The organism is Glutamicibacter uratoxydans, assembly GCF_050753455.1.
In the GTDB taxonomy this organism is placed as follows: Bacteria; Actinomycetota; Actinomycetes; order Actinomycetales; family Micrococcaceae; genus Glutamicibacter; species Glutamicibacter uratoxydans_A.
On sequence record NZ_CP192736.1, the window covers coordinates 801,364 to 828,363 of the forward strand.

Annotated in this window: 22 protein-coding genes and 1 tRNA gene; 15 read left to right on the plus strand and 8 right to left on the minus strand. The window is 58.1% G+C overall.

Features of this window, described 5'->3' with window-relative positions; genetic code table 11:
- Positions 1-51: 51 nt before the first annotated feature.
- The 6 genes from ACQQZ8_RS03785 to ACQQZ8_RS03810 all read left to right on the plus strand — a co-directional run bounded on the left by ACQQZ8_RS03785 (position 52) and on the right by ACQQZ8_RS03810 (position 6,530).
- Positions 52-1,023, plus strand: a complete 972-nt coding sequence (locus ACQQZ8_RS03785; protein ID WP_431712125.1) for a TatD family hydrolase — start codon at positions 52-54, stop codon at positions 1,021-1,023.
- Positions 1,024-1,284: 261 nt separating this feature from the next.
- Entirely contained in the window at positions 1,285-2,454 is a 1,170-nt protein-coding gene (locus ACQQZ8_RS03790; RefSeq protein WP_431712126.1) for a transglycosylase family protein, read from the plus strand.
- 99 nt (positions 2,455-2,553) lie between these two features.
- Positions 2,554-3,441: a 16S rRNA (adenine(1518)-N(6)/adenine(1519)-N(6))-dimethyltransferase RsmA gene (gene rsmA, locus ACQQZ8_RS03795; RefSeq protein ID WP_431712127.1), complete on the plus strand. Its 888-nt coding sequence runs from the start codon at positions 2,554-2,556 to the stop codon at positions 3,439-3,441.
- The gene (locus ACQQZ8_RS03800; RefSeq protein WP_431711366.1) at positions 3,438-4,370 is read left to right on the plus strand and encodes a 4-(cytidine 5'-diphospho)-2-C-methyl-D-erythritol kinase; all 933 of its coding nucleotides are present in this window, start codon (positions 3,438-3,440) and stop codon (positions 4,368-4,370) included. The genes rsmA and ACQQZ8_RS03800 overlap by 4 nt, the downstream gene beginning before the upstream one ends.
- A gap of 329 nt (positions 4,371-4,699) precedes the next feature.
- Entirely contained in the window at positions 4,700-6,070 is a 1,371-nt protein-coding gene (locus ACQQZ8_RS03805; RefSeq protein ID WP_431711367.1) for an NAD(P)/FAD-dependent oxidoreductase, read from the plus strand.
- A gap of 181 nt (positions 6,071-6,251) precedes the next feature.
- The gene (locus tag ACQQZ8_RS03810; protein ID WP_431711368.1) at positions 6,252-6,530 is read left to right on the plus strand and encodes a hypothetical protein; all 279 of its coding nucleotides are present in this window, start codon (positions 6,252-6,254) and stop codon (positions 6,528-6,530) included.
- Positions 6,531-6,801: 271 nt separating this feature from the next.
- Here ACQQZ8_RS03810 and ACQQZ8_RS03815 read toward each other — a convergent pair whose 3' ends face one another.
- Positions 6,802-7,512 carry a PIG-L deacetylase family protein gene (locus ACQQZ8_RS03815; protein WP_431711369.1) on the minus strand — a complete coding sequence of 237 codons (711 nt, stop codon included), beginning with the start codon at positions 7,510-7,512 and terminating at the stop codon, positions 6,802-6,804.
- A 118-nt stretch (positions 7,513-7,630) separates the two neighbouring features.
- A complete protein-coding gene (locus ACQQZ8_RS03820; RefSeq protein WP_431711370.1) occupies positions 7,631-9,418 on the minus strand; it encodes an ABC-F family ATP-binding cassette domain-containing protein in 1,788 nt (595 codons plus the stop codon).
- Positions 9,419-9,827: 409 nt separating this feature from the next.
- On the opposite strand from ACQQZ8_RS03820, the gene ACQQZ8_RS03825 reads away from it, so the two are divergent.
- The 7 genes from ACQQZ8_RS03825 to sufU all read left to right on the plus strand — a co-directional run bounded on the left by ACQQZ8_RS03825 (position 9,828) and on the right by sufU (position 15,734).
- A tRNA-Gln gene (locus tag ACQQZ8_RS03825) sits at positions 9,828-9,899 on the plus strand.
- Positions 9,900-10,023: 124 nt separating this feature from the next.
- On the plus strand, positions 10,024-11,475 hold the full coding sequence (gene glmU / locus ACQQZ8_RS03830) for a bifunctional UDP-N-acetylglucosamine diphosphorylase/glucosamine-1-phosphate N-acetyltransferase GlmU (protein ID WP_431711371.1): 1,452 nt from the start codon (positions 10,024-10,026) through the stop codon (positions 11,473-11,475).
- Positions 11,476-11,548: 73 nt separating this feature from the next.
- A complete protein-coding gene (locus tag ACQQZ8_RS03835; RefSeq protein ID WP_431711372.1) occupies positions 11,549-12,529 on the plus strand; it encodes a ribose-phosphate diphosphokinase in 981 nt (326 codons plus the stop codon).
- Positions 12,530-12,798: 269 nt separating this feature from the next.
- Positions 12,799-13,083, plus strand: a complete 285-nt coding sequence (locus ACQQZ8_RS03840; protein ID WP_431711373.1) for a 50S ribosomal protein L25 — start codon at positions 12,799-12,801, stop codon at positions 13,081-13,083.
- Positions 13,084-13,111: 28 nt separating this feature from the next.
- Positions 13,112-13,693 (plus strand): aminoacyl-tRNA hydrolase, encoded by a 582-nt coding sequence (pth, locus tag ACQQZ8_RS03845; protein ID WP_431711374.1) that lies wholly within the window; start codon positions 13,112-13,114, stop codon positions 13,691-13,693.
- 301 nt (positions 13,694-13,994) lie between these two features.
- Positions 13,995-15,284 carry an aminotransferase class V-fold PLP-dependent enzyme gene (locus ACQQZ8_RS03850; protein WP_431712128.1) on the plus strand — a complete coding sequence of 430 codons (1,290 nt, stop codon included), beginning with the start codon at positions 13,995-13,997 and terminating at the stop codon, positions 15,282-15,284.
- Complete coding sequence (gene sufU, locus ACQQZ8_RS03855) at positions 15,285-15,734, plus strand: Fe-S cluster assembly sulfur transfer protein SufU (RefSeq protein WP_431711375.1); 450 nt, start codon at positions 15,285-15,287, stop codon at positions 15,732-15,734.
- 159 nt (positions 15,735-15,893) lie between these two features.
- On the opposite strand, the gene nhaA is transcribed toward sufU, so the two are convergent.
- Positions 15,894-17,225: a Na+/H+ antiporter NhaA gene (gene nhaA / locus ACQQZ8_RS03860; RefSeq protein ID WP_431711376.1), complete on the minus strand. Its 1,332-nt coding sequence runs from the start codon at positions 17,223-17,225 to the stop codon at positions 15,894-15,896.
- 157 nt (positions 17,226-17,382) lie between these two features.
- A complete protein-coding gene (locus ACQQZ8_RS03865) occupies positions 17,383-17,877 on the minus strand; it encodes a DUF2505 domain-containing protein (RefSeq protein WP_431711377.1) in 495 nt (164 codons plus the stop codon).
- A 225-nt stretch (positions 17,878-18,102) separates the two neighbouring features.
- Between ACQQZ8_RS03865 and mfd the strand changes: the two genes are divergently transcribed.
- Positions 18,103-21,705 (plus strand): transcription-repair coupling factor, encoded by a 3,603-nt coding sequence (gene mfd, locus ACQQZ8_RS03870; RefSeq protein ID WP_431711378.1) that lies wholly within the window; start codon positions 18,103-18,105, stop codon positions 21,703-21,705.
- Between the two features lie 172 nt (positions 21,706-21,877).
- Here the strand turns inward: mfd and ACQQZ8_RS03875 are convergent, their stop codons facing one another.
- The 4 genes from ACQQZ8_RS03875 to ACQQZ8_RS03890 are packed head-to-tail and all read right to left on the minus strand — an operon-like array spanning position 21,878 to position 25,484.
- The gene (locus tag ACQQZ8_RS03875; protein WP_431711379.1) at positions 21,878-22,123 is read right to left on the minus strand and encodes a hypothetical protein; all 246 of its coding nucleotides are present in this window, start codon (positions 22,121-22,123) and stop codon (positions 21,878-21,880) included.
- A gap of 34 nt (positions 22,124-22,157) precedes the next feature.
- The gene (deoC, locus tag ACQQZ8_RS03880; RefSeq protein ID WP_431711380.1) at positions 22,158-22,844 is read right to left on the minus strand and encodes a deoxyribose-phosphate aldolase; all 687 of its coding nucleotides are present in this window, start codon (positions 22,842-22,844) and stop codon (positions 22,158-22,160) included.
- A 13-nt stretch (positions 22,845-22,857) separates the two neighbouring features.
- Complete coding sequence (locus ACQQZ8_RS03885) at positions 22,858-24,621, minus strand: phospho-sugar mutase (protein WP_431711381.1); 1,764 nt, start codon at positions 24,619-24,621, stop codon at positions 22,858-22,860.
- A gap of 53 nt (positions 24,622-24,674) precedes the next feature.
- Positions 24,675-25,484: a purine-nucleoside phosphorylase gene (locus ACQQZ8_RS03890; RefSeq protein WP_431711382.1), complete on the minus strand. Its 810-nt coding sequence runs from the start codon at positions 25,482-25,484 to the stop codon at positions 24,675-24,677.
- A 100-nt stretch (positions 25,485-25,584) separates the two neighbouring features.
- Between ACQQZ8_RS03890 and ACQQZ8_RS03895 the strand changes: the two genes are divergently transcribed.
- Positions 25,585-26,997 carry an NAD(P)H-quinone dehydrogenase gene (locus ACQQZ8_RS03895; RefSeq protein WP_431711383.1) on the plus strand — a complete coding sequence of 471 codons (1,413 nt, stop codon included), beginning with the start codon at positions 25,585-25,587 and terminating at the stop codon, positions 26,995-26,997.
- The last annotated feature ends 3 nt before the right edge of the window (positions 26,998-27,000 follow it).

A 27,000-nucleotide genomic window follows, 5' to 3' on the forward strand; every position in this document is an offset into this window, starting at 1 on the left:
CGGCTCCGGAATATAAGGAAAGTGGCAGAATCGGAGAAGAACAAACACGTCATGGGAAGGAATAGCGGGTTGTCGGAACGTGAACAAAGCCAATATGAGGGAATCCCCGACGCCTACCGGCCAGCGGTCGACCCTGCCGCGGAAATCGCTGGGCGTCATCGATCCACGACGGAGGAAAAGGGCGGAAGTAAACGAAACCTGCTCTACCCGCAGGCACCAGAGCCGCTTCCGGCTGCGGTGATCGACAATCACACCCACCTGGATTTCCGTGATGGCAAGGTTAACGTGAGCGTTCAGCAGGCCATCGACGCTGCCGCCGCGGTGGGCGTCAGTGGCCTGATCCAGGTCGGTTGCGATGTGGCTTCGTCGCAATTTGCCGTGCAGGCAGCCAAAGAGCACCCGCAGGTATTGGCTGCGGTGGCTATTCACCCCAATGATGCTGCCCGCTTGGCTGCGGTGGGGCAGCTGGATGCGGCCATCGCGCAGATTGACCTGTTGGCCGCGGAGCCGCGGGTGCGGGCTATTGGCGAAACCGGGCTGGACTATTTTCGGACCGGTGCCGAAGGTCGGCCAGCCCAGGAAGACTCCTTCCGCCGACACATCGAGATTGCGGTGAAGCATGGCAAGGCCTTGCAGATTCATGACCGGGATGCGCATGCGGACATCGTGCGTGTACTCACCGATTGCCAGCTGCCCGAGAAAGTGGTGTTCCACTGCTTCTCGGGGGATGCCGAACTAGCGAAGATCTGTAATGAGCATGGCTGGTATATGTCCTTCGCCGGGACGGTAACTTTCAAAAATTCCACAGGGATTCAGGAGGCTCTGGCTTTGGCAGACCCGGAATTAATACTTGTGGAAACCGATGCCCCATTTTTGACTCCGCACCCGTTTCGCGGACGACCAAATGCGAGCTACATGATCCCCTATACGATGCGGTTTATCGCAGATCACCGGGGAGAAACGCTGCGAGAGAGCTGCGAGCAGATCATGGCCAACTCGCTCGAAGTGTACGGGGTATTCTAGACCCTCTACCATGTGTTTTGTATCATTCTCGCTTGCGCCATTATTACAATTCGGTTACGGTACTAAAAGTGTCGTGCGCTGGAACGTGGTCAAGTTCTTCGTTCCGCGGTGATGCCATGATCGCCCTTCTGATTATCGGAACCGGGTCGATCGAGAAGACTTGTTAGCACCTTATGGCGGTCAGGGGGCCGCCGGATCGGATCACGCCTTCAGACGAACGCGCAACACCGGTCACCTACCGATGGGGAACCACACACTGTGATGCACTTGCTCAAGAAACGCTCGGTCAAATTTTTGGCCCAGGCCGTAGCGGTCGCCGTAATTATTGCCGGCGCCGTGTTCTACATTGCTGGACAAAAATCTGTCACGATCGCCATTGATGGCAGCAGCCAAGAGATTACGACTCGCGCCGCGACCGTTGAAGATCTGCTGGCTCAGCAGCAGATCACCTTGGACGAACGCGATGAAATTTCTACCGGACTGGACGCCCAGGTGCATGATGACCAGGTCATCGACATCAAGCGCAATAAGTCCATCGAGATTTCCGTCGATGGCACCGACCGGGTTGTGCATACCACCGGGATGACCGTCGCCGACGTCATTGCCCAACTGGACTTGGCAAATGGTTCGGAGGTGTCCCTTGATGGTGACATCGAATTGGTTTCGCTCAAGGAAAGCATTGAGATCCTCACCCCAAAGACCGTCAACCTCAAGGTTGGCACCGAGGATAAGCAAGAAGTTCAAACCACTGCCGTAGACCTGGCCGAATTCTTAGCTGCCCAGAACATTAAGTTGGGCGCCGACGACGAACTGAACGTCAAGGTAGACGGCGAACTGAGCCGTGACGTGGAGAGCTCCGTCGCCATTTCGAACAAGATGAATCTCGATGTGATCCGCGTCGAGTACAAAACTTGGGAAGAAACTCGCGCAATCGACTTCGAAACCAAGAAGACCAACGACTCGAAGCTCGAAAAGGGCAAGACCAAGGTTGAAACCAAGGGTAAGAAGGGCGAACGCGAGCTGACCCTGCGTCAGGAAATCCGCAATGGCGAAAAGGGCGAGGAAGAAGTCCTGAAGTCCAAGGTGACCGTTGAGCCAGAAGCTCAGGAAGTCCGCGTCGGTACCAAGAAGGCCGAACCGAAGAAAACTTCGACCCCGAAAAAGACTTCGACCCCGAAGAACATCTCCGCAACCTGGGCCGCCCTGGCCAAGTGTGAATCCGGGGGTAACTGGTCGATCAACACCGGTAACGGCTACTACGGTGGCTTGCAGTTCTCGGCCTCGTCCTGGCGTGCGGTGGGTGGCACCCAATATGCGCCGCTGCCACACCTAGCGACCCCGCAGCAGCAGATCGCCGCAGCAGAGAAGCTACGTGCCAACGGTGGCTGGGGCCACTGGCCAGCCTGCTCCCGTAAGCTGGGCCTGCGCTAAAAAATAAATTTGATCCACAGCGACGCGACCACCGGGATTCGGTGGTCGCGTCGCTGTGTCAGCGCGCAGTGCTGGTGCTGAACTAGAATTGGAATCGTGATGTCTCAGGAACCTTTGCCGCTGCTCGGAGCCACCGAGATCCGGCGTCTCGCCGCGGAATTGTCCATTCGTCCCACCAAGACCTTGGGGCAGAACTTCGTTATCGATGGGAACACTATTCGGCGGATTGTCGCTGCGGCGAACGTGGGCGCCGAGGAAACGGTCTTAGAGGTGGGCCCCGGGCTAGGTTCGCTCACCTTGGGCATCATGGATGCCGCGGCAAAAGTCGTCGCGGTAGAAATCGACCCACCGCTGGCCAAACGGCTACCACAGACCATGGCCGAATTCCGTCCGGGACGAGAAGCAGATCTGACCGTCATTCTCAGTGACGCCATGAAAGTCACTGAGCTACCAGGAAACCCGACGGCCTTGGTCGCGAACCTGCCGTATAACGTTGCGGTGCCGGTTGTCTTGCACCTCTTGGAGCACTTCCCCTCCATCCGACACGGTCTGGTGATGGTTCAGGATGAAGTTGCTGACCGGATGAGTGCGAGCCCGGGAAGTAAAATCTACGGTGTACCGTCGGTGAAGGGTGCTTGGTATGGCACCATGCGTAAGGCCGGAATCATTGGGATGAATGTCTTCTGGCCGGCGCCGAAGATCCAATCCGGACTCGTCGCCTTTACCCGAGACGCTGATCGCAGCCAAGCCCCAGATCGCAAACTCGTTTTCCAAATCATCGACGCGGCTTTTGCGCAACGTCGCAAAACACTGCGCGCCGCTTTGGCAGGCTGGGCAGGATCCGGTGCGCGCGCCGAGGAAATTTTGCTGGCTGCCGGAATCGATCCGAAAGAACGCGGTGAGAAACTCGATATTGAGGGGTTCATCGCCATCGCTCGCGCCTGCGAAAATATACCGCTGCCGCACACCACACAGGAGCAACTGTGAGTAAACAGCGGGTGATTGCCCGGGCCCCTGGAAAAATCAACTGCTATTTCCGGGTGGGTCCGCCACGAGCCGATGGCTATCACGATGTGGCCAGCCTATATGTTGCCGTGTCACTTTTCGAACAGATCGAAGCGACGCTGCGCACCGATGGGGAGCTACAGCTACGTTTAGATGAATCCTCCACCGTCGTCAGTGAACCGGAAACTTTCCCCTTGGGGGAAGGAAATTTGGTGTATCAGGCCGCGCAAATGTTGCGCGAACACACCGGAATCAGTTTGGGTGCGGATCTAAATATCGTCAAACGGGTACCGATTGCCGGTGGTATGGGTGGCGGATCGGCCGATGCGGCGGCCACCCTCGTGGCTTGTAACGAGTTGTGGCAGGCCGGGCTGGATCGCGAAGAACTCGGTCGACTCGGTGCCCGGCTCGGCGCAGACGTGCCCTTCGCACTGATGGGCGGGGCGGCCATTGGGCTGGGTATCGGTGATCAGTTGGCACCGCTACTCACCCGGGCACAAACCGATTGGGTATTGATTCCCGCCAGTTACGGACTCTCCACACCCCGGGTGTACGCGATGCTGGATCGGCTCCGGATGGGGCAGGACATTGCCGTGCCACAGGAAATCGATCCTGACGTCATCAAAGCGCTGCTAGCAGCAGATGCCGAGGCTTTGTCGGAGCTGCTGGTCAACGACCTGACTCAGGCTTCTTTAGCTTTGGCTCCGGAACTAGGGACGGTGCGAGACCTGGCCGAGGGCGCTGGGGCACTGCGAGCCATGGTTTCTGGCTCGGGCCCTACCTTGGCCCTACTGGTGCGCGATGCCGAGCATGCCACGGAAGTGATGGCACAACTGGGCGATGAGGTGGGAGTGGCTACCTTGGCGGTCACCGCACCGGCGCCCGGCGCTCGGGTACTCCTGAGCGAATAACCTTTACGTCTCTGACCCGGTTCGTGACACTCAGTGAATCGCCGGGAGTTTGCATGAGTCTGCTTTACCGCTTAGTCGGAGCCGTAGTGTGCAAGGGTGTAAATACTGGCTGAAAACAAGTCGTGCCGCTTAGCAGCTCAACTCACCGCTGAACTGCCTGGGCCGCTTAGCAGCTCAACTCACCGCTGAACTGCCTGGGCCGCTTAGGAAGCTAAACTCCACAACCCCGTAGCCGACCCTTGTCTGCCGCGGATGCCTGGCCATACAGTTAGCTGCACGCGGACGGAATCCACCGTTTACTCTCCTTGCAGCAAGGGCGGTCAAAGCAGATGCACAACGGTCGAGTATCCCACTGGTTCGAACAACACGGGCACCCTGCCGTTAGGCCTCCCTTGCCCGGCGATCTGACTAGTGACGTAACCATTGTTGGTGGCGGTTTCACCGGGTTGTGGAGCGCGTATTACCTGAAACAAATGCGTCCGCAGTTACGTGTGGTGGTGCTTGAACAACGCCACGTAGGTTACGGGGCGTCCGGCCGTAACGGTGGCTGGTTGACGAATTCGATTACCGGTGGCCGTGAACGCTATCTCGTGTCGCATTCCAAGACACAGATCGAGAACTTCCAGCGGTTGATGAATCAAAGTGTTGATGAAGTCATGTCGGTTTGTGCGACCCACGGCATTGACGCGGACATCAAACGCGGTGGCGAGTTCGAGGTCGCATACACTGCCGCGCAGGAAGGACGACTGCGCCAGAGCTATGCCCAAGAACGATTGTGGGCGCATACCGACCTGCGACTTCTCGAAGCGGCAGAAGCACGCTCCACCATCAACGTTGCCGGCACGCGTTGTGCTCTCTGGCATCCGCATGCGGCACGAGTTCATCCGGCCAAACTCGTGTGCGGACTCGCCCAGGTGGTAGAAGAACTTGGCGTGGAGATCTATGAAGGAACCATCGTCAGCGAGATCCGACCACATACGGTACAAACTTCTCATGGTGTGGTCAGCTCCGAATTTGTCATCCGGGCTACCGAGGGGTTCACTTCGTCACTGGCCAAGCTACGCCGACTCTGGCTACCGATGAACTCCTCGATGATCGTGACCGAGCCGCTGGATGCCAAAATTTGGCAGGAACTGAACTGGTCACAAGGCGAAGTTTTAGGCGACTTTGCGCACGTCTACATGTACGCCCAACGCACCGCTGACGACCGGATCGCACTCGGCGGGCGTGGGGTGCCCTATAGGTTCGGATCACGTACCGATGTCGATGGACAAACTCCGCAACGGACCATCGATGAACTGGCCGGAATCATGCATCGACTCTTTCCCGTTACCCGCTCGGCTGAGATTGACCACGCCTGGTCAGGGGTCTTGGGGGTGCCACGTGATTGGGCGGCGACGGTTGGATTTGATCGGGCGACGGGTGTCGGCTGGGCCGGGGGATACGTTGGAACCGGGGTGAGTGCCACGAACCTTGCCGGGCGTACATTGCGCGATCTGATCCTCGGTGAGGACAGCGAATTGGTCCGGCTCCCGTGGGTGAATCGACGCGCACGATTATGGGAGCCAGAACCGTTACGCTGGATTGCCACCCGGGGGCTCTACGCGGCCTACCGGCTAGCCGACCATGTCGAAGCTCGGGGCTCCACCGGCACCTCCGCGATCGCCAAGGCAGCAGATATTTTGACTCGTAAACCCTAATTCTCAGCGCCAAATCCGCCGCTCATCCAAAAGGAGGATGGAAGTTTTCACTAATCACCGGTAGTGTGACCACAGTAAATTTATTGTCTTGACCTATAGGAACTATCTGAGCCGCCAATAAATCTCACCGAAAGTTCACTCGTGAGCGATCACGTACTACATAGGAAACGAAGGAGTCACCATGGAGTCTCGCGTTGCGCCAACCCGGCGGCCGTATCCCGCTTCGACCCTCGTCATGATGGGTCTCGCGGTGGTTTCCGGATTGAGCTTGTTGGATTGGAGCGGAAGTGGCGTTGCCAAACCAGTATGGATGTTCGCCTTGCCAATCCTCTGCGGAATCGCTGGATCGCTACTGGCTCTGCGTAAAGGGGCCTTTAGCTGGGCGACGGCCTCGGCAGTCCTAGGACTGAGCCTTTTACCGATCTTGATTATTTGCACCACGCTGATCGCCGGTCCCTGAATCAAACACGCAACGCGGCCGCAACGTGCTTCTTCAGTCGCCGCAGTAGCAGAGGCCGCAGGGTGAATTTACTCTGAGATATTTTCGATTCCCAACCAACACCTGGCCCGTCAGCAACACGGCGTGCGCGTATTACAAAAACTTCTTGGTCGGGGCTGAAAATCCCAAACCACACCGCGGGCCATGCCAGCTAGGCCCCCTGTGGCTCGCTCCATGGGATCTGCGCTATTTTTAGCAAGCAAGCGCTTGCACAGTTCTCGGTGCCCGTTGGCTATCGGTAAACGCGGAAGGCCACCCGAGCATCGTCCGACGCACCCGTGCGGCTCAGCACGGACTGAACCTGATGGTGTGCTTGCTGTTCAATCGGATCCGGACTCAGCCGAGCCAAGTACTCCCGGTGTTCACTCAATGCCTGGGTAGCGGCGGCGATATCTGTCTCACTCACTGGGACATAGTGAGTGGGATGCTCATCGGCAAACACGGCAATCAGTTGCACCCCAGACCAGACCGGTTCGCTCAGATCCTCAAAGATCCATGAATTCGCGGCATCCGACACCGCATCTAAGACTGCGCGACCCACTGCTTGGTGGTCAGCCGAGTTTCGGTAGACCCCACCAAAGGCACGTTCAAAGTTCAGGGTGATGACCACCTGTGGACGGTACTTGCGGATCATCCGGGCAAACTCGCGACGCAACGGCAAACCGTATTCCACGCGGCCATCGGCAAAGCCCAAGAATTCGAGATTTTTCACTCCCACATGTGCAATGGCTCGTTGCTGCTCAATTTCCCGCAAGGGACCGGATTCGGACGGCGGGAGCCCCTCAATGCCAGCCTCCCCAGAGGTGGCCAGAACGTAGCTGACTTCCTTGCCTTGTGAGGTCCAACGGTTCACCGCTAGGGCCGTACCGTATTCGGGATCATCCGGGTGAGCCATCAGCACCAAAGCGCGGTCCCAGTCTTCTGCCAACAATTCAAGGTTCATGCTCTGAGTCTGCCCGATCCAGCAGGACTTTCCAAGAGAAAAGCTGCCCGGGAAGACACTGAGTGACGCATACCAGCGAGCGTAGCTGACCTGGTCGCTAGGCTCGCTGGCGGTGCGACTAGCCGGTGATTTCTGAAAGCTCCAACCAGCGTTCCTCTAGGGTTCCGACTTGATCCTCTAAATCCTGCAGCTGGGCGGTGAGCTGACCCAGTGCCTCATAATCCGACTGATCGTGCGCGGCCATCTGTTCATGCAAGGCCGCGATTTGTTTGCTGAGGGTCTGTACCTTACGCTCGTTGGCGTTCATTTCCTTCTGCGCGGCTCGAACTTCGGCACCTGAAGGACCGGCGGGCTTGGACGCTACCGCACTCGGACTCTCGGTCTTAGCTGAGGGAGCAGCGTTCTGCGCTTCACGCAAGCGCAGATACTCATCCACCCCACCGGGCACGTGACGGAAGTGACCATCGAGGATGGCGTATTGCTGATCGGTGACGCGTTCGAGTAGATAGCGGTCGTGCGAGACCACGATCAAGGTACCGGGCCAGGAGTCCAACAGGTCTTCCAACGCCGCCAACATGTCGGTATCCACATCGTTGGTAGGTTCGTCCAAGATCATCACATTGGGTTCGTTCATGAGGATCATCAGCAGTTGGAGTCGACGCCGCTGACCACCTGAGAGCTCGATGACCTTGGTGGACAGGTGCGCCCGCGAGAACCCCAGTCGTTCCAGCAACTGGGATGGGGTCAGATCCTTACCGTCTACGTTAAAGGTGGTACTGAAGCGAGCGAGAACTTCACGAACCCGATCTTGACCGATCTTGTCCAATTCACGGAACTGCTGATCAAGCACCGCTAATTTCACGGTTTTACCGCGCTTGATCTTGCCTCCGGTCGGCTCCACGGTACCGGCCACCAGCCCCAGCAAGGTGGATTTACCAGCGCCGTTAGCACCCAAAATGCCGGTTCGCTCGCCCGGGCCGATCCGCCAAGTGAACGGCTTGAGGACCTGTTTGTCCCCGAAACGCACCTCGGTGTCCAACAAGTCGACCACATCCTTGCCCAAGCGGGCGGTGGCCATCTTCTTCAGCTCAATGGGGTTTCGCACTTCCGGCACGTCGGCAATCAACTGATTTGCTGCCTCAATACGGAATTTTGGTTTTGCGGTACGGGCCGGTGCGCCGCGGCGCAACCACGCCAGCTCCTTTTTCATCATGTTCTGTCGTTTGGATTCGGTAACCGCGGCGATCCGGTCGCGCTCCACACGCTGGAGCACGTAAGCGGCATAGCCACCTTCGAAGGGTTCAACGATCTGATCGTGAACTTCCCACGTGCTGGTACAGACCGCATCGAGGAACCACCGGTCGTGGGTGACGACCATTAATCCGCCAGCGTTTTTCGCCCAGCGGTTATTGATGTGCTCGGCTAACCAGGCGATGCCTTCCACATCCAAATGGTTTGTCGGTTCGTCGAGGATGATGACATCCCATTCGGCCACTAGGAGTGCCGCCAGCGCGACGCGGCGCCGCTGCCCGCCGGAGAGCGTGGAAATTGTGGCTTCCCAATCCAGGTCCGCTACTAACCCGTTAATGATGTCGCGGATTTTGGGGTCGGATGCCCATTCGTGGTCCTGTGCCTCGCCTACCACCGCCTGGCGCACGGTCATCGTCTCTTCTAAGGTGTCGGCTTGATCCAAGACGCCGACGCGCAGACCATTGCGTTGGGTGACTCGACCCGAGTTCGGTTCGAGCTTGCCGCTGAGCATACGCAACAGCGAGGATTTGCCGTCGCCATTGCGTCCAACCACGCCAATCCGGTCCCCGTCGGCAATGCCAATAGTGACCGATTCGAAAACGGTATGTGTTGGATATTCCAGATGCAGGGCTTCGCCCCCGAGTAAATGTGCCACACCTCTACTTTACGCGGGGCACAGAATAACTCTGATTATGCGAAGTGAGCGCGCTGCGCCGGATAGCTCTACTGGTGCGGTCCGGACGGATGGCTTGGGAGAGTCAGGAGGGTCGACGGACCGCTGGGAATGGTTACCGGTAACCGGTACGAAGGAAAAATGACGCGATGAATATTGTGGGTCTACTCACAAGTATTTATTCGGAGCATCTAGTTTGCAGGGTTAGCGTCCCGCACGCAGAGGGGCGTGGCCGGATGAAGTGCTCGCAGAATCGATCACCAAGAATCGTGCTGTGGCACCGAAGCGGAAGAACCCGTAGCTGTCGCGGCGTTTTACGATTTCACACTGGCGATTGATCGTGGCAGAATAATGTACTGTGCTTCACGGCAACTCTGCCGCAGAAGCACGATCCGCCCTGGTGTAATGGCAACACGCCAGCCTTTGGAGCTGTGCATTCTAGGTTCGAATCCTAGGGGCGGAACTCGTTGCCTTTCTTGGCCTTCATCACTTTGTTCATCTCATATTCATTTGGCGCGTTAGACTATCTCATGGGTTTTTCATTCCAGTCATGAGCTTCTTGAATCTATCTCGCAGGAGAACAAAACTTGAGCGATCAGGTCAACGCACCAGCAGCTGTCATTGTCCTTGCCGCAGGCGCCGGTACCCGGATGAAATCGGCCAAGCCGAAGATCATGCATGAAATCGCTGGACGCTCCATGGTCGTTCACGCACTGCATGCCGCCGCAGCCCTGGAACCAGAGAATTTAGTCGCTGTGGTGCGTCACCAGCGTGACCTCGTTGCTGCGCACATCTTGGATCATTTTCCTCAGCTGACCATTGCCGATCAGGACGACATTCCTGGCACCGGTCGCGCGGTGCAACAGGGTTTGCAGGCGCTGCCGGCGGGTCTTGAAGGAACCGTCGTGGTCACCTACGGGGACGTACCGTTGCTCACCAGCGAGGTTCTGAGCGACCTCGTTGCCACCCATGAGCGCAGCGCAAATGCCGTCACCGTGCTGACAACCGAACTCGATGACCCCAGCGGTTACGGACGAATCCTGCGTGATGCCAACGGTGATGTCACCGCGATCCGCGAACAGAAGGACGCCTCGGCCGAAGAATTGGCTATTAGGGAAGTTAATTCCGGCATTTACGCCTTCGACGGGCAAATGCTCAGCAGCGCACTGGAGGAAGTGACCACCGACAACGCGCAGGGCGAAATGTACCTGACCGACGTGTTGGAAATCGCCCGGGATCGTGGCGGTCGCGTGGCTACCGCGCAGATCTCGGATCGTTGGCAGATTGAAGGGGCCAATGACCGGGTGCAGGTCCAGCGTCTGGCTCAGGTGTTGAATTCGCGTCTGTGCGAGCAGTGGATGCGTCAGGGGGTCACCATCATCGACCCTGCCAGCACCTGGATCGATGTCAGTGTCGTCCTGAGTCAAGATGTCACGATTAAACCTGGCACTCAGCTGCACGGTGACACCATGATTGGTACCGGAGCGGTGATCGGGCCGGACACCACTTTGACCAACGTCATCGTGGGACAAAACGCCACCGTGAAGCGCAGCGATGCCACCGACGCTCGGATCGCCGACGGTGCGACCGTGGGGCCGTTCTCTTACCTGCGTCCGGGAACCGATCTGGGCTCCGACGGTAAAATCGGTGCCTTCTACGAAACCAAAAATGTCACCATTGGGCGTGGCTCTAAACTCTCGCACCTTGGCTACGCCGGGGACGCTGAAATCGGTGAATACTCCAACATCGGTTGTGGGAATATCACCGCGAACTACGACGGCGAAAAGAAGCACCGGACCAAGATTGGGTCCCATGTGCGCACCAGCTCGAACACCGTGTTCGTGGCCCCGGTCGAAATCGGGGATGGCGCGTACACTGGCGCCGGTGCCGTCGTACGCAAGAACGTCCCAGCCGGTGCACTAGCACTGACTGTGGCTCCGCAGCGGAACTCCGAAGGATGGACTCTGGCCAAACGGCCCGGAAGCGCCTCGGCCGACGCTGCATTCAAGGCGGCCCTCGACACCTCGGATGCCGAGTAAGCGAAGACCGCCACAAGTTTCCTCGGAACCCACCTCTTAACGTGAATAGCGAAGCGAGCGAGAAAGCAAACCCATGAGTGAAATTAGCCATAACGTCGACAAGAAGCTGGTGTTGGCTAGCGGCCGCGCACACCCCGAACTAGCCAAGGAAGTAGCCAAGGCCCTAGACACGGAGCTGCTGCCGTTGAACGCCTACGATTTCGCTAATGGTGAGATCTACGTTCGCTCGGATGAATCGGTCCGTGGTAAGGACGTCTTCCTGATCCAGTCCTACCCAGCGCCGTTGAACAACTGGCTGATGGAACAGCTGATCATGATCGATTCGATGAAACGTGCTAGCGCGCAGCGGATCACCGTGGTAGCCCCGTTCTACCCCTACGCTCGTCAGGACAAGAAGGGCCGCGGCCGCGAGCCCATCTCGGCCCGTCTGGTCGCAGACCTGTACAAGACCGCTGGTGCGGACCGTGTGATCTCCTGTGACCTGCACACCGCACAGATCCAGGGTTTCTTCGACGGCCCGGTGGATCACCTCTTCGCTTTCCCACTGCTCGCCGACTACATCCGCGATCTGGTGGGCGACGACGCGATTACCGTGGTCTCCCCAGACACCGGGCGCGTGCGGGTCGCCGAACAGTGGGCTGAGCGTCTTGGCGGCGCACCGCTGGCCTTCGTTCACAAGTCTCGCGATCTGACCGTCCCAAATCAGGCCGAGTCCAAGACTGTGGTTGGTCAGGTTGAGGGCCGTACCGCGATCTTGATCGATGACATGATCGACACCGGTGGCACCATTGCCGGCGCCGTGCGTGTATTGAAGGAAGCCGGGGCAAAGGATGTCATCATTGCCGCGACTCACGCAGTGTTCTCCGATCCGGCCGCGCAGCGTCTGGCCGAGTGCGGTGCCCGCGAAGTTGTGGTCACCAACACCCTGCCAATCCCGGAAGAGAAGCGTTTCGAGAACCTGACGGTGCTGTCCATCGCTCCGTTGCTGGCTCGAGCCATCAGCGAAGTCTTTACCGATGGTTCGGTGACGAACCTCTTCGACGGTCGCGCCTAAAGAATTTTGATGACACCGCGGGTGTAACCTCAGCCAGTTCTGGGGTTGCGCCCGCGGTGCGCTTTAACACGTTCCCTCGGTTCGAGCTGCCGGGCTCGGACTGGTATGATATATGACTGTGCCCAGGCGAGGGAAAAGACTCATAAGAGTCTGGACCGTTATCGACAAGGCCGGAAACGCTCGGTGGTTGCCCAAATCGGACTCCGCCAGGTGCTTCCTTGGTCCACACGAGGGCAACAAAGAAGCAACCTGAATCAAAGGAGAAAACCATGAGCTCGATTAACCTCGATGCAGTCGTCCGCACCGATTTCGGTAAGGGTGCAGCCCGCCAGGCTCGCCGCAATGAGCAGATCCCTGCCGTGATCTACGGTGCCGGCTCGGAACCAGTGCACGTGCTGCTGCCAAACCACGCCACCACCCTGGCTGCCCGCGACCGCTCGATCGTGATGATCCTGAACGTTGATGGCAAGGAAATCAAGACCACCATCAAGGAACTGCAGATCAACGCGCTAACCCGCAACATCGATCACATCGACCTGATGGTCGCTGCCTAAGTTTTTCCAGGCAAAAAAGCTAGTCATCATGAGCGATGAAACCTGGCTGGTAGCCGGGCTCGGGAATCCCGGGCCCGGCTACGCTGGTAATAGGCATAATGTCGGGCAGATGGTGCTCGACGAGTTGGCCGCCCGAGTCGGCGGCAAGTACAAATCACACCCCTCGCGGGCCCAAGTTATTCAGGGACGAATGGGGATCGGTGGTCCACGACTGGTGTTGGCCAAACCCGGAACCTATATGAACCTCTCTGGCGGCCCGGTGGGTCAACTGGCCAAGTTCTTCAACGTCAACCCCGGACACGTGATTGTCGTACATGATGAGGTGGACATCCCCTTCGAACAGATCAAATTGAAACTTGGCGGGGGAGAAGGCGGTCACAACGGTTTGCGGGATATTTCCAAGGTGCTGGGCACCAAGGACTACTTGCGGGTCCGCGTGGGAGTCGGACGTCCTCCGGGCCGGATGGATACCGCGGCTTGGGTGCTGAAGGACTTCTCGAAGGACGAACGCTCGACGCTGCCGCTACATCTGGATCGCGCCGCCGATGCGGTGGAGAGTTTGATCACCCTTGGGTTAGCCAAAGCCCAATTGAAGTTCCATACCAGTTAGTGAAAGCATAGGCCTGCGACGGCGGGCAGTGCTTGGCTGGCATTCCGGGAAGATCCGACAGAATTCCAGTGCCGTGACAAGGTTACGGCGCAGAATTAGCCGGTAGCAGTGCGTTAGATCCACCATGTACGAACGCCTGTTACCGGCTTTTCGTATACCCCTGCGCAACCTAACTAAGGTGCGACTTAGGTGTCAGGCCACGCGATTGGTGGAATAATTAGACTACTTATGCATCTCCTAATCGAAATCTTGTGGATGATGCCTCACTCCGACCTCCGGAAGGCGCGTGCAATTGGCCCAGATGACCGATTCAACCCTGCAGAATCCGCTGACCAGTGCCGAAGTTGCGCGGATCAAAGCCGACTTTGAAATTCTGGAGCGTCCGGTGGGCGGCAATGAACTGGTCTACCTCGATTCAGGTGCAACCAGTCAAAAGCCGCGCTGTGTTTACGAAGCCGAGCAGCACTTTTATGAAACTGCCAACGCCGCGGTTCACCGTGGTGCGCACAGCTTAGCGGTTGAAGCTACCGATGTTTTCGAACAGGCCCGCAGCACCGTGGCGTCGTTCATTGGTGCCCAACCCGAAGAGTTGATCTGGACCTCTAACGCCACCGAAGCCATCAACCTGCTGACTTATTCATTCTCCAACGCGAGTCTCGGTCGTGGCGGGGAAGCCGCCGCCCGATTCGCCCTGCGTGAGGGCGATGAAATCTTGGTCACCGAGCTAGAACACCATGCCAATCTGATTCCCTGGCAGGAGCTAGCTTTTCGAACCGGGGCGACGCTGCGTTACGTACCGGTGGATCCGCAGGGCGGGCTACGTTACGAATTGCTTGACGAACTGGTCACCGAAAAGACCAAAATCGTGGCCTTTACCCACGTGTCCAATGTGTTGGGAACTATTACCGAGGTTGGACGATTCGTCGCCGCGGCCCGCCGTGTTGGTGCGCTGACGGTACTGGATGGGTGCCAGTCGGTTCCACATCTGCCGGTAGACGTGAAACAGCTGGACGTGGACTTCATGGCCTTCTCCGGGCATAAAATGCTCGGGCCCACCGGAATTGGCGGACTTTACGGGCGCCTTGAGCTGCTCAATGACATGCCCCCATTCCTCACCGGCGGATCAATGATCACCTATGTTGATATGGAAAGGGCAGAGTACCTGCCAGCACCGCAACGTTTTGAAGCGGGCACCCAGCGCATTTCGCAAGTACATGGCTTAGCCACTGCGGCTAGCTACCTTGCCGAAACCGGCATGCAGCGCATCGCCGACTGGGAAGAACACCTCGGCCACCTGCTGTACCAAGGCCTTTCCGCTATTGAGGGCGTGCGAGTTTTCGGACCACAGGACGCCGCCCGGATTGGCACCGTACCCTTTGAAGTCATTGGAGTGCACCCACATGACGTGGGACAGTACCTTGATTCTCGGGGCATTGCCGTGCGGGTGGGCCATCACTGTGCACAGCCGCTACACCGCGCCTTAGGTGTCACCTCGACCACCCGAGCCAGCACCTACCTTTACAACACTGAAGAAGACATTGCTCGACTGCTCGAAGTGGTTGGGTCAGTTCGTGAATATTTTGGAGTCTAAGTGAACGATCTAGATCAGCTCTACCAACAGGTGATCCTGGACCATTCCAAAGCGCGTACCGGTAGCCCGTTACAAGCGGTAACTGCTGGACACCGTAACGGTGAATCGCACCAGCACAATCCGATTTGCGGTGACCAGATCACTGTCCGGGTGGAACTTGCGGACAGCGGCACCCTAGAGACGGTTAGCTGGGAGGGTGACGGATGCTCAATCTCCATGGCTTCGGCCTCGGTACTCACCGAGCTAGTCACCGGGCTGAACCGCGACGAATTCTTTGAAAAGCTTGAGGTTTTCCGAGAAATGATGCGTTCGCGCGGAGCCATGGAACCGGATGAAGAGGTACTTGAAGATGCGGCCGCCTTTGTGGGGGTCTCGAAGTTCCCCGCACGCGTCAAGTGCGCGATGCTCTCTTGGGTCGCCGCTGAAGCCGCGCTACTCGCCGCCCAGTAGCTCGCTGCGAGTGTCTGCGGATCGCAGTTTGGCCTAAGAGCTGGCTAAACGGAACGCGACAGGTGGACTCAAGCTATTTTCATAAAGCTGTGCCCTCGTGAACCCCGGCGTGAAAGTGGGGTGCACGAGGGCACAGCTTTAGATCCTTAGCTCAGTACGCTAGTCATCTTCTTGGTACACATCCGGGATACCGTCCTTGTTGGCATCCCTAGTTTCCCGAGCCTGAATCTCCCGGTAGCGGCGGTTGCGCGGGATCAACCACAGCGCGCCGAGCACGGCAGCAACTACGGAGCCGGCAAGAATTGCGACCTTGGCGTGCTCATAGTGGGCAGATTCTAGACCGAAGGAAAGCTCCGAAACCAACAGTGAGACGGTGAATCCGATAGCGGCCAAGAAGGTCACCCCGAGCAGATCTCCCCACTTGGTATCTTCGGACAGTGATGCCTTGGTGAACTTCGTTAGTACCCAAGTGAAGCCCATGATACCGATCGGCTTACCGAGGATCAGACCCAAAACAATACCCCAGAAGACCGGGTCAGTGAACAGCTCCGATGCCGACTCCATGGAGATCACCGAGACACCGGCGGCAAAGAAGGCGAACACCGGAATGGCAAAACCAGAAGACAGCGGACGGAAACGGTGTTCGAACTCCTGTGCCAGACCTCGCCCTCGACCGGGGTGGCGACGCTTAACCGGAACACAGAACCCAAGCACCACACCGGCAATGGTCGCGTGAATGCCGGAACCGTAAACAAAGATCCATGCAACCATACCCAGCGGGAGCAGCAACAACCAGGCCGCCCATGCACGGTTGGCGAAAAGCTTCCCGAAGGCATAGGCCAAGATCGTAAAGATCACGATGGGGATCAACGCGAGACCTAAGAAGTTGATCTTTAGGTCATCGGTGAAAACGAAGGCGATGATGATGATGGCGATCAGGTCGTCAACGACGGCCAACGTGAGCAGGAAAATCCGCAAAGGGGTTGGGAGTGAGGACCCGATAACGGCCAAGACTGCTACGGCGAACGCGATATCTGTTGCGGTCGGGATCGCCCAACCCCGCAAGGTTTCTTCGCCAGCATTAAAGTTGATTGCCACATAAATCAGCGCTGGAACTAAGACACCGCCGAAAGCGGCTGAAACCGGCACAATAGCGGTCTTGAAATGCCGCAAGTCGCCAATCACGAATTCTTTCTTCAACTCCAAACCGGTGAGGAAGAAAAAGATCGCCAAGAGCGCATCCGCAGCCCAATGGCCGAGTGAAAGTTCAAGGTTGACTCCGAAAATTTCGGGACCAAACTTGTAGTCGCGCAATGCGAAGTAGGATTCGTGCCATGGGGAGTTTGCCCAAATCAGGGCCAAAACGGCGCCTGCGATGAGCAGCATGCCGCCCACGGTTTCCTTGCGCAGGATCTTGCCAATTCGAATGAACTCTGGGTAACTCGGCCGAGAGAACAGCGGTTGCTGTTCTGGTGTCGGTGGTTTCGCCATTAAAAACTCGCTAACTACTTAAATCAATATTTACCGCCGACCAGACTTCCCGGCACACCAAGCTCTACAGTATCGATAGGGGGCCTAGGTCACAAGAAAGAGCCCGGTTCCCCCGAAAGTGTCGAGGGAAAACGGGCTCACTCTCACCTAGCTATCGCTACTTTGCTAACCAGCTGTTGACCTGCGCGGCTTGCATATTCAGTGCCTTGCCCAGGTAAGGCTCAGCCGCCGAGGCGATCTTTCCCCCGATGAAGGGGATGGAGGAGGAAACCTTGGCATCGATCGCGAAGACACTACCTTCGGCATTAGCGGTGAGGCTTTCGGAACCGCTCACGCTCACGGGCACACCTGCTACCGAAATATCGACGGTCGCGGTCCGATTGCCGGCCGCGTCCGGAGCGCTCCACTTTTCGGTCTGCGTGACTTCCACGGAGGAGCCCACAAATTTCTTGGCCATGTCAGGGACCCGATCGGTGGGAAGTGCCCGCACCGTGATCAAGGTAAAAGCGCTAGCCGTATCACCTGACACCGAGAAATCCGTCAAGGTTCCTTTGGCCATGGTGGTTAGATGCTCGGCGAACCCGCGGTCGGTGAGCGTATTGATGACGTCTTGTGGTGCGTGGGGCATATGGGTACTTGCGTTCAGTGCCATGGAGCTGTTGCCAATCCTTTGTAAACCTCAGCGGGTATTGGCCGGTTCATCCGAACCGGTCAATCGAACAGAATCAAGCCTACCGGCCATCTCTTGTTAGGTAGGCTAGGAGAGCATGATGAAACACCATTTGTTCCCATTCGCGACCGCCACTTTATTTGCGGTCGCTAGTGGTGTTGGGCAGTGGTGCATGAGTTACCTGTTGCGAGAGGACCGCCAACTCTAATGAACCTGCACGGATTACATGACTTCCTGCGCGATGAGACGTCCTTCAAACGAATTCATGAGAACGCGGTTCGTCCGTACTCCACACGGAGCAATGAAATCGAAATAGCCGCGCCAGCGGGTATGCGCGCGATCCTCGCGGCTCACGTCAGCGATGCGCTGGCCGCCAGTAAAGAACGCGGTCTGGTGCTAGTGGTGACTGCGACCGGTCGTGAAGCCGAAGACGTGTCTACCGCGTTGAATGCTTACTTGGAGCCCGGAAGTGTTGCCGAATTCCCTTCTTGGGAGACTTTGCCGCATGAGCGACTTTCACCTCGCAGTGACACGGTGGGGCGTCGCTTGGAGGTGTTGCGCCGCTTAACAGACCGAGACCCGAACCTGAAAGTCGTGATCGCCCCGATTCGTGCCGTGCTACAACCCTTGGTGGAAGGGTTGGGAGAGTTACGTCCGGTTAAGCTCGAACTGGGTAGTGAACCTGGTTTTGAGACGGTGATCCGTGACTTGACCGCCGCCGCATACGCGCGCGTGGACATGGTGACCCATCGAGGGGAGTTCGCGGTACGTGGTGGGATTATCGATGTGTTCCCGCCCACCTTGGACCACCCGATTCGCATCGATTTCTTTGGCGACGAGATCGACACCATGCGTTACTTCTCCATCGCCGATCAGCGTTCGACCAAAGAAGCAGCTCCGTCATCGGTGATCGCGACTCCGTGCCGCGAATTATTGATTACCCCGAATGTCATGAGCCGGGCCGCTAAACTAGCACCGAACTTTCCTGCAGCGGCTGAGATGCTGACCAAGATCGCCGGCGGCATCGCGGTGGAGGGCATGGAATCGTTGGCACCACTTTTGGTCGATAATATGGTGCCGCTGCTCTCGCTGTTGCCAGCGCACTCCATCGCCTTGGTGATGGAACCCGAACGTGTCCGGACCCGGGCACATGACTTGAACGAAACCAACGCCGAGTTCCTTGCCGCGGCGTGGGCTTCGGCCTCTGACGGGGCCGCGGCACCGTTGGATCTTTCTACCGCTGCGGAGGGCCGCCAACTCAGCGCCGGTGACTTCGTTTCCCTGGCCGAAACCGTGCAAAACGCCGAACAGGCAGAGGTGTCGTGGTGGGCGGTGACATCGCTGGGCGGCGATGAGGATCTAGCAATAGGTGCCGAGACCATTCGCGTGCAAGCTCGTGAACCACGCGGCTACCAAGGCGATGTCGAAGAAATGATGAAGTTCATTTCCGGTCGAATTAAGGACCAATGGCGGGTTGTGGTGGTGACCGACGGACCGGGGCCCGCCGCACGTCTTTCGGAGCTTTTTGCCGAATACCAGATTCCGGCGCATCGGGTGGAACAGATCAGCCAGAGCCCTGCGCAAGGGCTAATCGAGATCACTCAGGCTCAGGCTGGCCGTGGTTTCGCTTTCGACGAGTTGAAGTTTGGCCTGTTAACCGAAGCCGATTTGCTCGGACGCAGTAGCGCCTACAGTCCACGCGGTGGAGCAAAGATGGGGGCTAAACGGAAGCGCAACGCGGTGGACCCGCTGTCCTTGGTCGCCGGTGACTATATTGTTCACGAACAGCACGGTATTGGAAAGTTCGTTGAACTGGTGGCGCGCAAGGTCGCTGGCTCCTCACAAGATGCTAAGCGTGAGTACCTGGTGGTGGAGTATGCCCCGTCCAAACGTGGTGCACCGGGGGACCGGTTATTTGTGCCGATGGAGCAACTGGATACCATCACCCGCTATGTCGGTGGTGAAGCACCAAGCCTGTCGAAGATGGGCGGCTCAGATTGGGCCAGTACCAAGTCCAAAGCGCGTAAGGCCGTTAAGGAGATCGCTGGGGATCTCATCAAGCTCTACTCAGCGCGCATGGCCAGCAGGGGACACTCCTTCGGGCCGGATACCCCGTGGCAGGCGGAACTGGAAGAAGCCTTCGCCTATGTGGAGACCCCTGATCAGTTGACCGCGATTAACGAGGTCAAGGCCGATATGGAAAAAGAAATCCCGATGGACCGGCTGATTTCTGGAGATGTCGGTTTCGGTAAAACCGAAATCGCGGTCCGCGCAGCGTTCAAAGCGGTCCAGGATTCCAAACAAGTGGCCCTGTTGGTGCCGACGACCTTGTTGGCTTCGCAGCATTACCAGACCTTCACCGAGCGTTACTCCGGGTTCCCCGTGCGAGTTAAGGCGCTTTCACGCTTCCAAACCCCAAAACAGGCCAAAGAGGTATTGGCCGGTTTGAAAGATGGCAGCGTGGACATCGTCATCGGCACCCACCGGCTACTGTCCAAATCCATGGAGTTCAAGAACCTCGGTTTGGTTATTATCGATGAAGAGCAGCGCTTCGGGGTGGAACACAAGGAAGAGCTGAAGAAAATGCGTACCAACGTGGATGTGTTGGCCATGAGCGCGACACCGATTCCACGAACTCTTGAAATGAGTCTGACCGGAATTCGTGAAACCTCAACCTTAGCCACCCCGCCCGAGGAACGGCATCCGGTACTCACTTATGTAGGTCCCCGCACGGATAAGCAGATTTCCGCGGCGATTCGTCGTGAACTGATGCGTGATGGGCAAGTTTTCTTCGTCCATAACCGGGTCTCGTCCATTGACCGGGTTGCTGCGGAGCTGCGCGAACTGGTTCCAGAAGCGCGGGTTGAAGTCGCCCACGGCAAAATGAGTGAAGCGCGACTGGAGAAAATCATTCAGGATTTCTGGGAGCGCAAGTTCGATGTGCTGGTTTCCACCACCATTATTGAAACCGGTCTGGACATCGCCAACGCCAACACGTTGATTGTGGACCGCGCGAACAACTATGGCTTGTCTCAGTTGCATCAGCTCCGTGGCCGTGTGGGACGTGCCAGGGAACGCGCCTACGCGTACTTCTTGTGGGACGCCGAAAAGCCGTTGGGTGAAGTGGCTCTGGAACGCTTGAAGGCGGTGGCTGCGCACAACGAATTGGGTTCGGGCTACCAGCTGGCGATGAAGGATCTAGAACTGCGCGGCGCAGGAAATCTGTTGGGCGGAGAACAATCAGGGCATATTGCCGGGGTAGGGTTCGACCTTTACTTACGTTTGGTGGGCGAAGCCGTGGCCGATTTCAAGGGCGAGGGTGAAGCCGAAAGTACCGAAATGAAGATTGAGCTACCGGTTAACGCTCACCTCCCGCACGATTATGTGCCTGGTGAGCGTCTGCGGCTAGAGGCCTACCGCAATATCGCCTCGGCAGAGACCCCTGAGGCGCTGACCGAGGTGAGCGAGGAACTGGTGGACCGGTATGGCAAGCTGCCGTTGCCGGTCGAGAACCTGTTGCGGGTTGCTGCCCTGCGTATTCGTGCCCGGGCCGTGGGGCTAAGTGACATCCAGCAGATCGGTAACCATATTAAGGTGGCTCCAGCGAAGATCGAAGATCTTCCGGCTTCACGTCAGGTACGTTTGGAACGACTGTACCCGGGGGCTGCCAATAAGCCAGCGCTGCAAGCGATTTTCTTTGAGAAGCCACGCACCGCCCCAATTGGTGGTCGACCATTGGCCGACGAAGAAATTCTGGATTGGGCCGAGAAGCTCCTGTACAACCTCTTCGAACCGGCTCCGGCGAACTAGAAAGATCATCTTCATCCGCCGCCACACCCCGAGCTTTCCGGGTGTGGCGGCGGACCACTTGAGGCGAGACAAAGAAATCGGGGTGGGTAGTTCCTTAATGGAACTTACCCACCCCGATTTCTCGGAAGTAGCGCGAGATTACTGTTCCCTCGCTAGCACTAAAGTTTTGTGCTTACTTACTTTCCTCAAATGCTGGCTCCGAGGTATCCGCGCGACCCATCAGGTGCATTGGGATGGCGAAGGCCAGCGAAATCAGTGCAAAGCTAATAATCGACGGGATCCATGCCTGATCCAGCGACCAGAACGACAGGGCGTAAACGCCTGCGCCGAACATGACGAAGAAGATCACGAAGTTGATGATGTTGCCAGCCAGACGCCCCTCGCCGGAGTGGGCGACGTTCTTGCCGTTCGAGTACACTTTTTCTCCTTGTGGAACGAGTGATCGGGCCCGGTTAGTAACCGGATCCGCTTTGTCCTCCCTCTAGGATAGCAACTCCTGAGCTGGAACCCAGACGTGTTGCGCCAGCGGCAATCATGGCCCGGGCAGTTTCAGCGCTGCGCACCCCACCAGAAGCCTTGACGCCCAGCTCCGCGCCAACGGTACGGCGCATCAACGTGACGTCTTCAATTGTGGCACCACCGGTAGAGAAACCGGTGGAGGTCTTCACGAAATCGGCTCCAGCGGTCTTGGCCGCCTCGCAGGCCAGAACCTTTGCTTCTTCATCGAGAAGGCAAGTTTCGATGATCACCTTCAGGATGGCACCCCCATCGTGGGCTGCCTGCGCGATCGCGGAAATGTCATTGACTAGTGCCTCTGCGTCTCCACGCAGGGCGGCGGCAATATCAATGACCATATCGATCTCGTTGGCGCCATCGGCGACGGCCTGCCGGGTTTCGAAAACTTTGGTGGCGGTGGGAGTGGCTCCCAGTGGGAAACCGATCACCGAACAGGTCAGCACCTCGCTGTCGGCGAGCGCACCGGCCACCGTGGCAACCCACACGGGATTGACGCAGACCGATTTAAAGTTGTACTGCTTGGCCTCGGCACAGATCTGTAGGATTTGTTCCCGCGAGGCGTTGGGTGCCAGCAACGTGTGATCGATGTAACCGGCGATTTCTTGGACAGTCAATTCCGACATATTCATCCTTAGGTTAAATGGTTGGTAGCTCGGTGTTGCCCGCAGGTAGATCCGAGAAGAAAGTTGCTAATTCGTTCTTGATCAGAGCGCATTCATTTTGCGCTTCATCGCGTCGGGTCGTCACCGAGTCACCCGGGCCAACGTGGGCCACGGTTTCGATATAGCATTTCAGCTTCGGCTCAGTGCCCGAGGGGCGCACAATGACTCGGGCTTGATTTGCAGTGTGCAAAACCACGGCATCGGTGGCCGGAAGATCCGCGCTGGCGTGGCTCAGATCGATGACATTGTTGATCTTTGAACCCGCCAGTTGTAGCGGTGCGCTGATACGTACACGCTGCATCAGCACCCCGATGTGTGACAGGTCCGTAAAACGCAGGGAAAGCTGGTCGGTCACGTGCACACCGTGTGCCACCGCTAGCTCGTCCAATCGCTGCACCAAGGAGGAGCCCGCCTCCTTGAGCAGACTCGCCAGTTCGGCCAAGACCAGTCCGGCCGAAATACCGTCCTTATCACGCACCAGTTCTGGGGCCACGCAATAGCCTAAGGCTTCTTCATAGCCGAAGCCGAGATCCCGCACCCGGGAGATCCACTTAAAACCGGTGAGCGTTTCGCTATGCGAGCGATTGGCGGCCGCCGCGATGGAGGCCAGCATCCGTGAGGAAACGATCGAGTTAGCCAGCACCTTTTCCGGGGCCATCCGGATGGAGAGGTAGTCGCCGAGCAGCCAACCTACTTCGTCGCCGCGTAACATCCGCCAACCAGCCTCGGTTGCTACCGCTGCGGCACAACGATCCGCGTCTGGGTCATTGGCGATCACCAGATCTGCATCGAGTCGCTGGGCTAAGGCGAGCGAGCGGTCAATGGCACCGGGCTCCTCGGGGTTCGGGAAGCGTACGGTCGGGAAATCCGGGTCTGGCTGCGCTTGCTCGGCCACCTGATGCACATCACTAAACCCGGCGTCGCGCAGAGCCTGTTCCATCGTGTGTCCACCCACACCGTGCATTGCGCTGAGCACAATGCGCAGCTGTTCCCGGGTCTGCGTGTTCTCGGCTGCCGGAGCTGGAATCACCGACGCGATCGACTTCAGATAAGCGGCTTCAATGTCTCCGGGTTCCCCGGCTGCTGGAAGTACTTCCCACCCGTTTTCTGCCAGTTTAATGGCAGAAATGGGTTCGTCGTGGCGGATGAGCGACGCGATTTCCGAGTCGATGGGAGCTACGATCTGCGCCCCGCGACCTTCCTCGTCGCTCACTCTGCCGCCGACATAGACCTTGTACCCGTTATCTTCCGGTGGGTTATGGCTGGCGGTAACCATCACTCCGGCTTCGGCTTCCAAACTTCGCACGGCCCAGGCCAACACGGGGGTGGGTAGCGCCGCGGGCATCAGATAGACGCGGAATCCGGCCGCGGTGAAAATTGCGGCAGAGTCTTCGGCGAATTCGCGCGAGTTGTGTCGGGCATCGAAACCGACGACGACCTTGGGCTGATAGCTTTCAGCGGCGCGATTGCGCAGGAAACGGGCGATGCCGGCCGCCGTCCGGCGCACCACCATCCGGTTCATTCGCATCGGTCCGGCACCCAAGGCCGCACGCAATCCCGCGGTGCCAAAAGCCAGGTTTCCGCTGAAACGATCGATCAGCTCGGCTCTGGCGGCGGTGTCGGCCGAGCGTACCCGGGTGAGCAGTGCGTTGAGTTCGCGGCGCGTCTCGGGGTCCGGGTCGTTCGATGACCAGTTGCCGGCGGTAGCCAGTAACTGCTCAAGTTCAGGGGTGTGCATCGAAAGGTTCCTGCCTTTGCGGTCCTACGGGAGTCTGTGGGGAGGTTCCCCGACTAGAAACGGGCGATAATCTCGGCCAGCAGTTTAGAGATGCGTGGGCCTGCAGCCTGTCCGGCGTCGATGACTTCGTCGTGGCTCAGCGGTACTTCACTGATGCCGGCGGCAAGGTTGGTGACCAACGAGATCCCGAAGATCTCCATCCCGGCGTGGCGAGCGGCAATGGCTTCTAATGCGGTAGACATCCCCACCAGATCCGCTCCAATTACTTTGGCGAAATGGACTTCGGCCGGGGTTTCATAGTGCGGGCCGGTGAACTGTGCGTACACGCCGTCGTCAAGCGTTGGGTCAACTTCGCGGGCGATAGCGCGCATCCGTGAGGAGTACAGGTCCGTGAGGTCTACGAAGGTCGCACCCTCTAGCGGGGAAGTGGCGGTCAGATTGATGTGGTCGGAGATCAGTACCGGGGTACCGGGGGACCAGTTGGGATTCAGTCCTCCACAACCGTTGGTCAGTACCAGCTGCGTACAACCGGCCGCAGCAGCGGTACGGATGGGGTGCACCACCGAACGGACACCGCGTCCCTCATAGAAGTGGGTACGCGCGCCCAATACCAGTACGCGCTTGCCTTCCGGGGTCAGGATTGAGGAGATATGGCCCTTGTGACCAGGAACCGCAGGTGCATGGAAACCTGGAATATTCACCGCATCCAGTGTGTGCGTGGTTTCGCCGATGAGCTCTGCGGCTTGCCCCCAGCCGGAGCCAAGTACTAAGGCGATGTCGTGCTTAGTTACACCGGTGGCCTCAGCGATGGCGGCGGCTGCTTCGCTGGCCAGAACAGTAGGATCAGAATCAAAAGTAGTCACTGTATTACGCTACCGCCCGGTAGGGATTTTGTCAGTTGTGTTCAGTGCTGTAATCGACGGTTCTGGACGAAGATGCGCCGAAGCCGCCAAATGAGAGACAATGGGCATCGTGAGCACACATCGCGAGAATGAAGCAACCAGACTTGTCATTATTGGCGGAGGTCCCGGAGGTTATGAAGCCGCTATCGGTGCCGCCCAGCTCGGTGCCAACGTCACCGTCGTAGAGCGGGCCGGGATGGGCGGGTCAGCGGTGCTAACCGACGTCGTTCCCTCCAAAACTTTGATCGCCACGGCCGATGTGGTGCGCCGGGCCAAACACTCTTCAAGTTTCGGGGTGAAAATTGAGGGTCTCGACAATGCCGAAACCGACTTCGGTGTGGTGAACCGGCGCTTGTTGAGCTTGGCCAAGGAGCAGTCGGCAGACATCCGCAACGGTTTGGAACGCGCCGGAGTGCGCATCATTATCGGCGAGGGGCGTCTGCAGGATTCCCACACCGTTGAAGTGAACCGCCCGGATGGAAGCACTGAAATCCTTGACGCGGACGCGGTTCTATTGGCCACCGGCGCCCACCCCCGTGAGCTTCCCACGGCCAAACCAGATGGCGAACGAATCTTTAACTGGACGCAGATTTATAACATGAACGAGGTGCCTGAGCACCTGATCGTGATCGGTTCCGGTGTGACCGGTGCGGAGTTTGCCTCGGCATATAACGTACTCGGCGCCAAAGTGACTCTTGTCTCATCGCGTGATCGGGTGCTTCCAGGTGAGGATGCGGACGCCGCCGCTGTGCTGGAAGACGTCTTTAAGCGCAATGGGCTGAACGTCGTCGCGCAGGCACGCGCTGAAGCAGTGCGTCGTGAGGGGGACAAAGTCCTAGTTTCCCTGGCCGACGGTCGGGTACTGGAAGGTAGCCACTGTTTGGTCGCGGTTGGCTCGATCCCAAACACCAAGGACTTGGGGCTGGAAGAAGCCGGAGTGCAACTGACCGAGTCCGGTCATATCAAGGTCGACGGGGTATCTCGAACCACCGCCAATAACGTGTATGCGGCCGGCGACTGCACCGGAGTCTTTGCCCTGGCCTCTGTCGCAGCCATGCAGGGGCGTATTGCGGTGGCCCACCTCTTAGGCGATTCGGTCAAGCCGATTAACCTGGATCTCGTCTCCTCAAACATCTTCACCTCACCTGAAATCGCCACCGTCGGAGTGTCGCAGCGAGCCGTGGCAGAAGGTAAGTACCAGGCGAATATCGTCAAGGTCGACCTGGCCACCAACGCCCGAGCCAAGATGATGAACATGGAAGAAGGGTTCGTAAAGATCGTGTCCCGCAAGGGCTCGGGAACCGTTATTGGCGGTGTCGTGGTCGCGCCGCGGGCCAGCGAATTGATTTTCTCGCTAGCGCTCGCCGTGCAGAACAACCTACACGTGGATGATGTGGCCGAAACCTTTACGGTGTATCCGTCATTGGCCGGTTCCTTGGCTGAGGCCGCACGGCGCCTGCACCGACATATGTAAGTC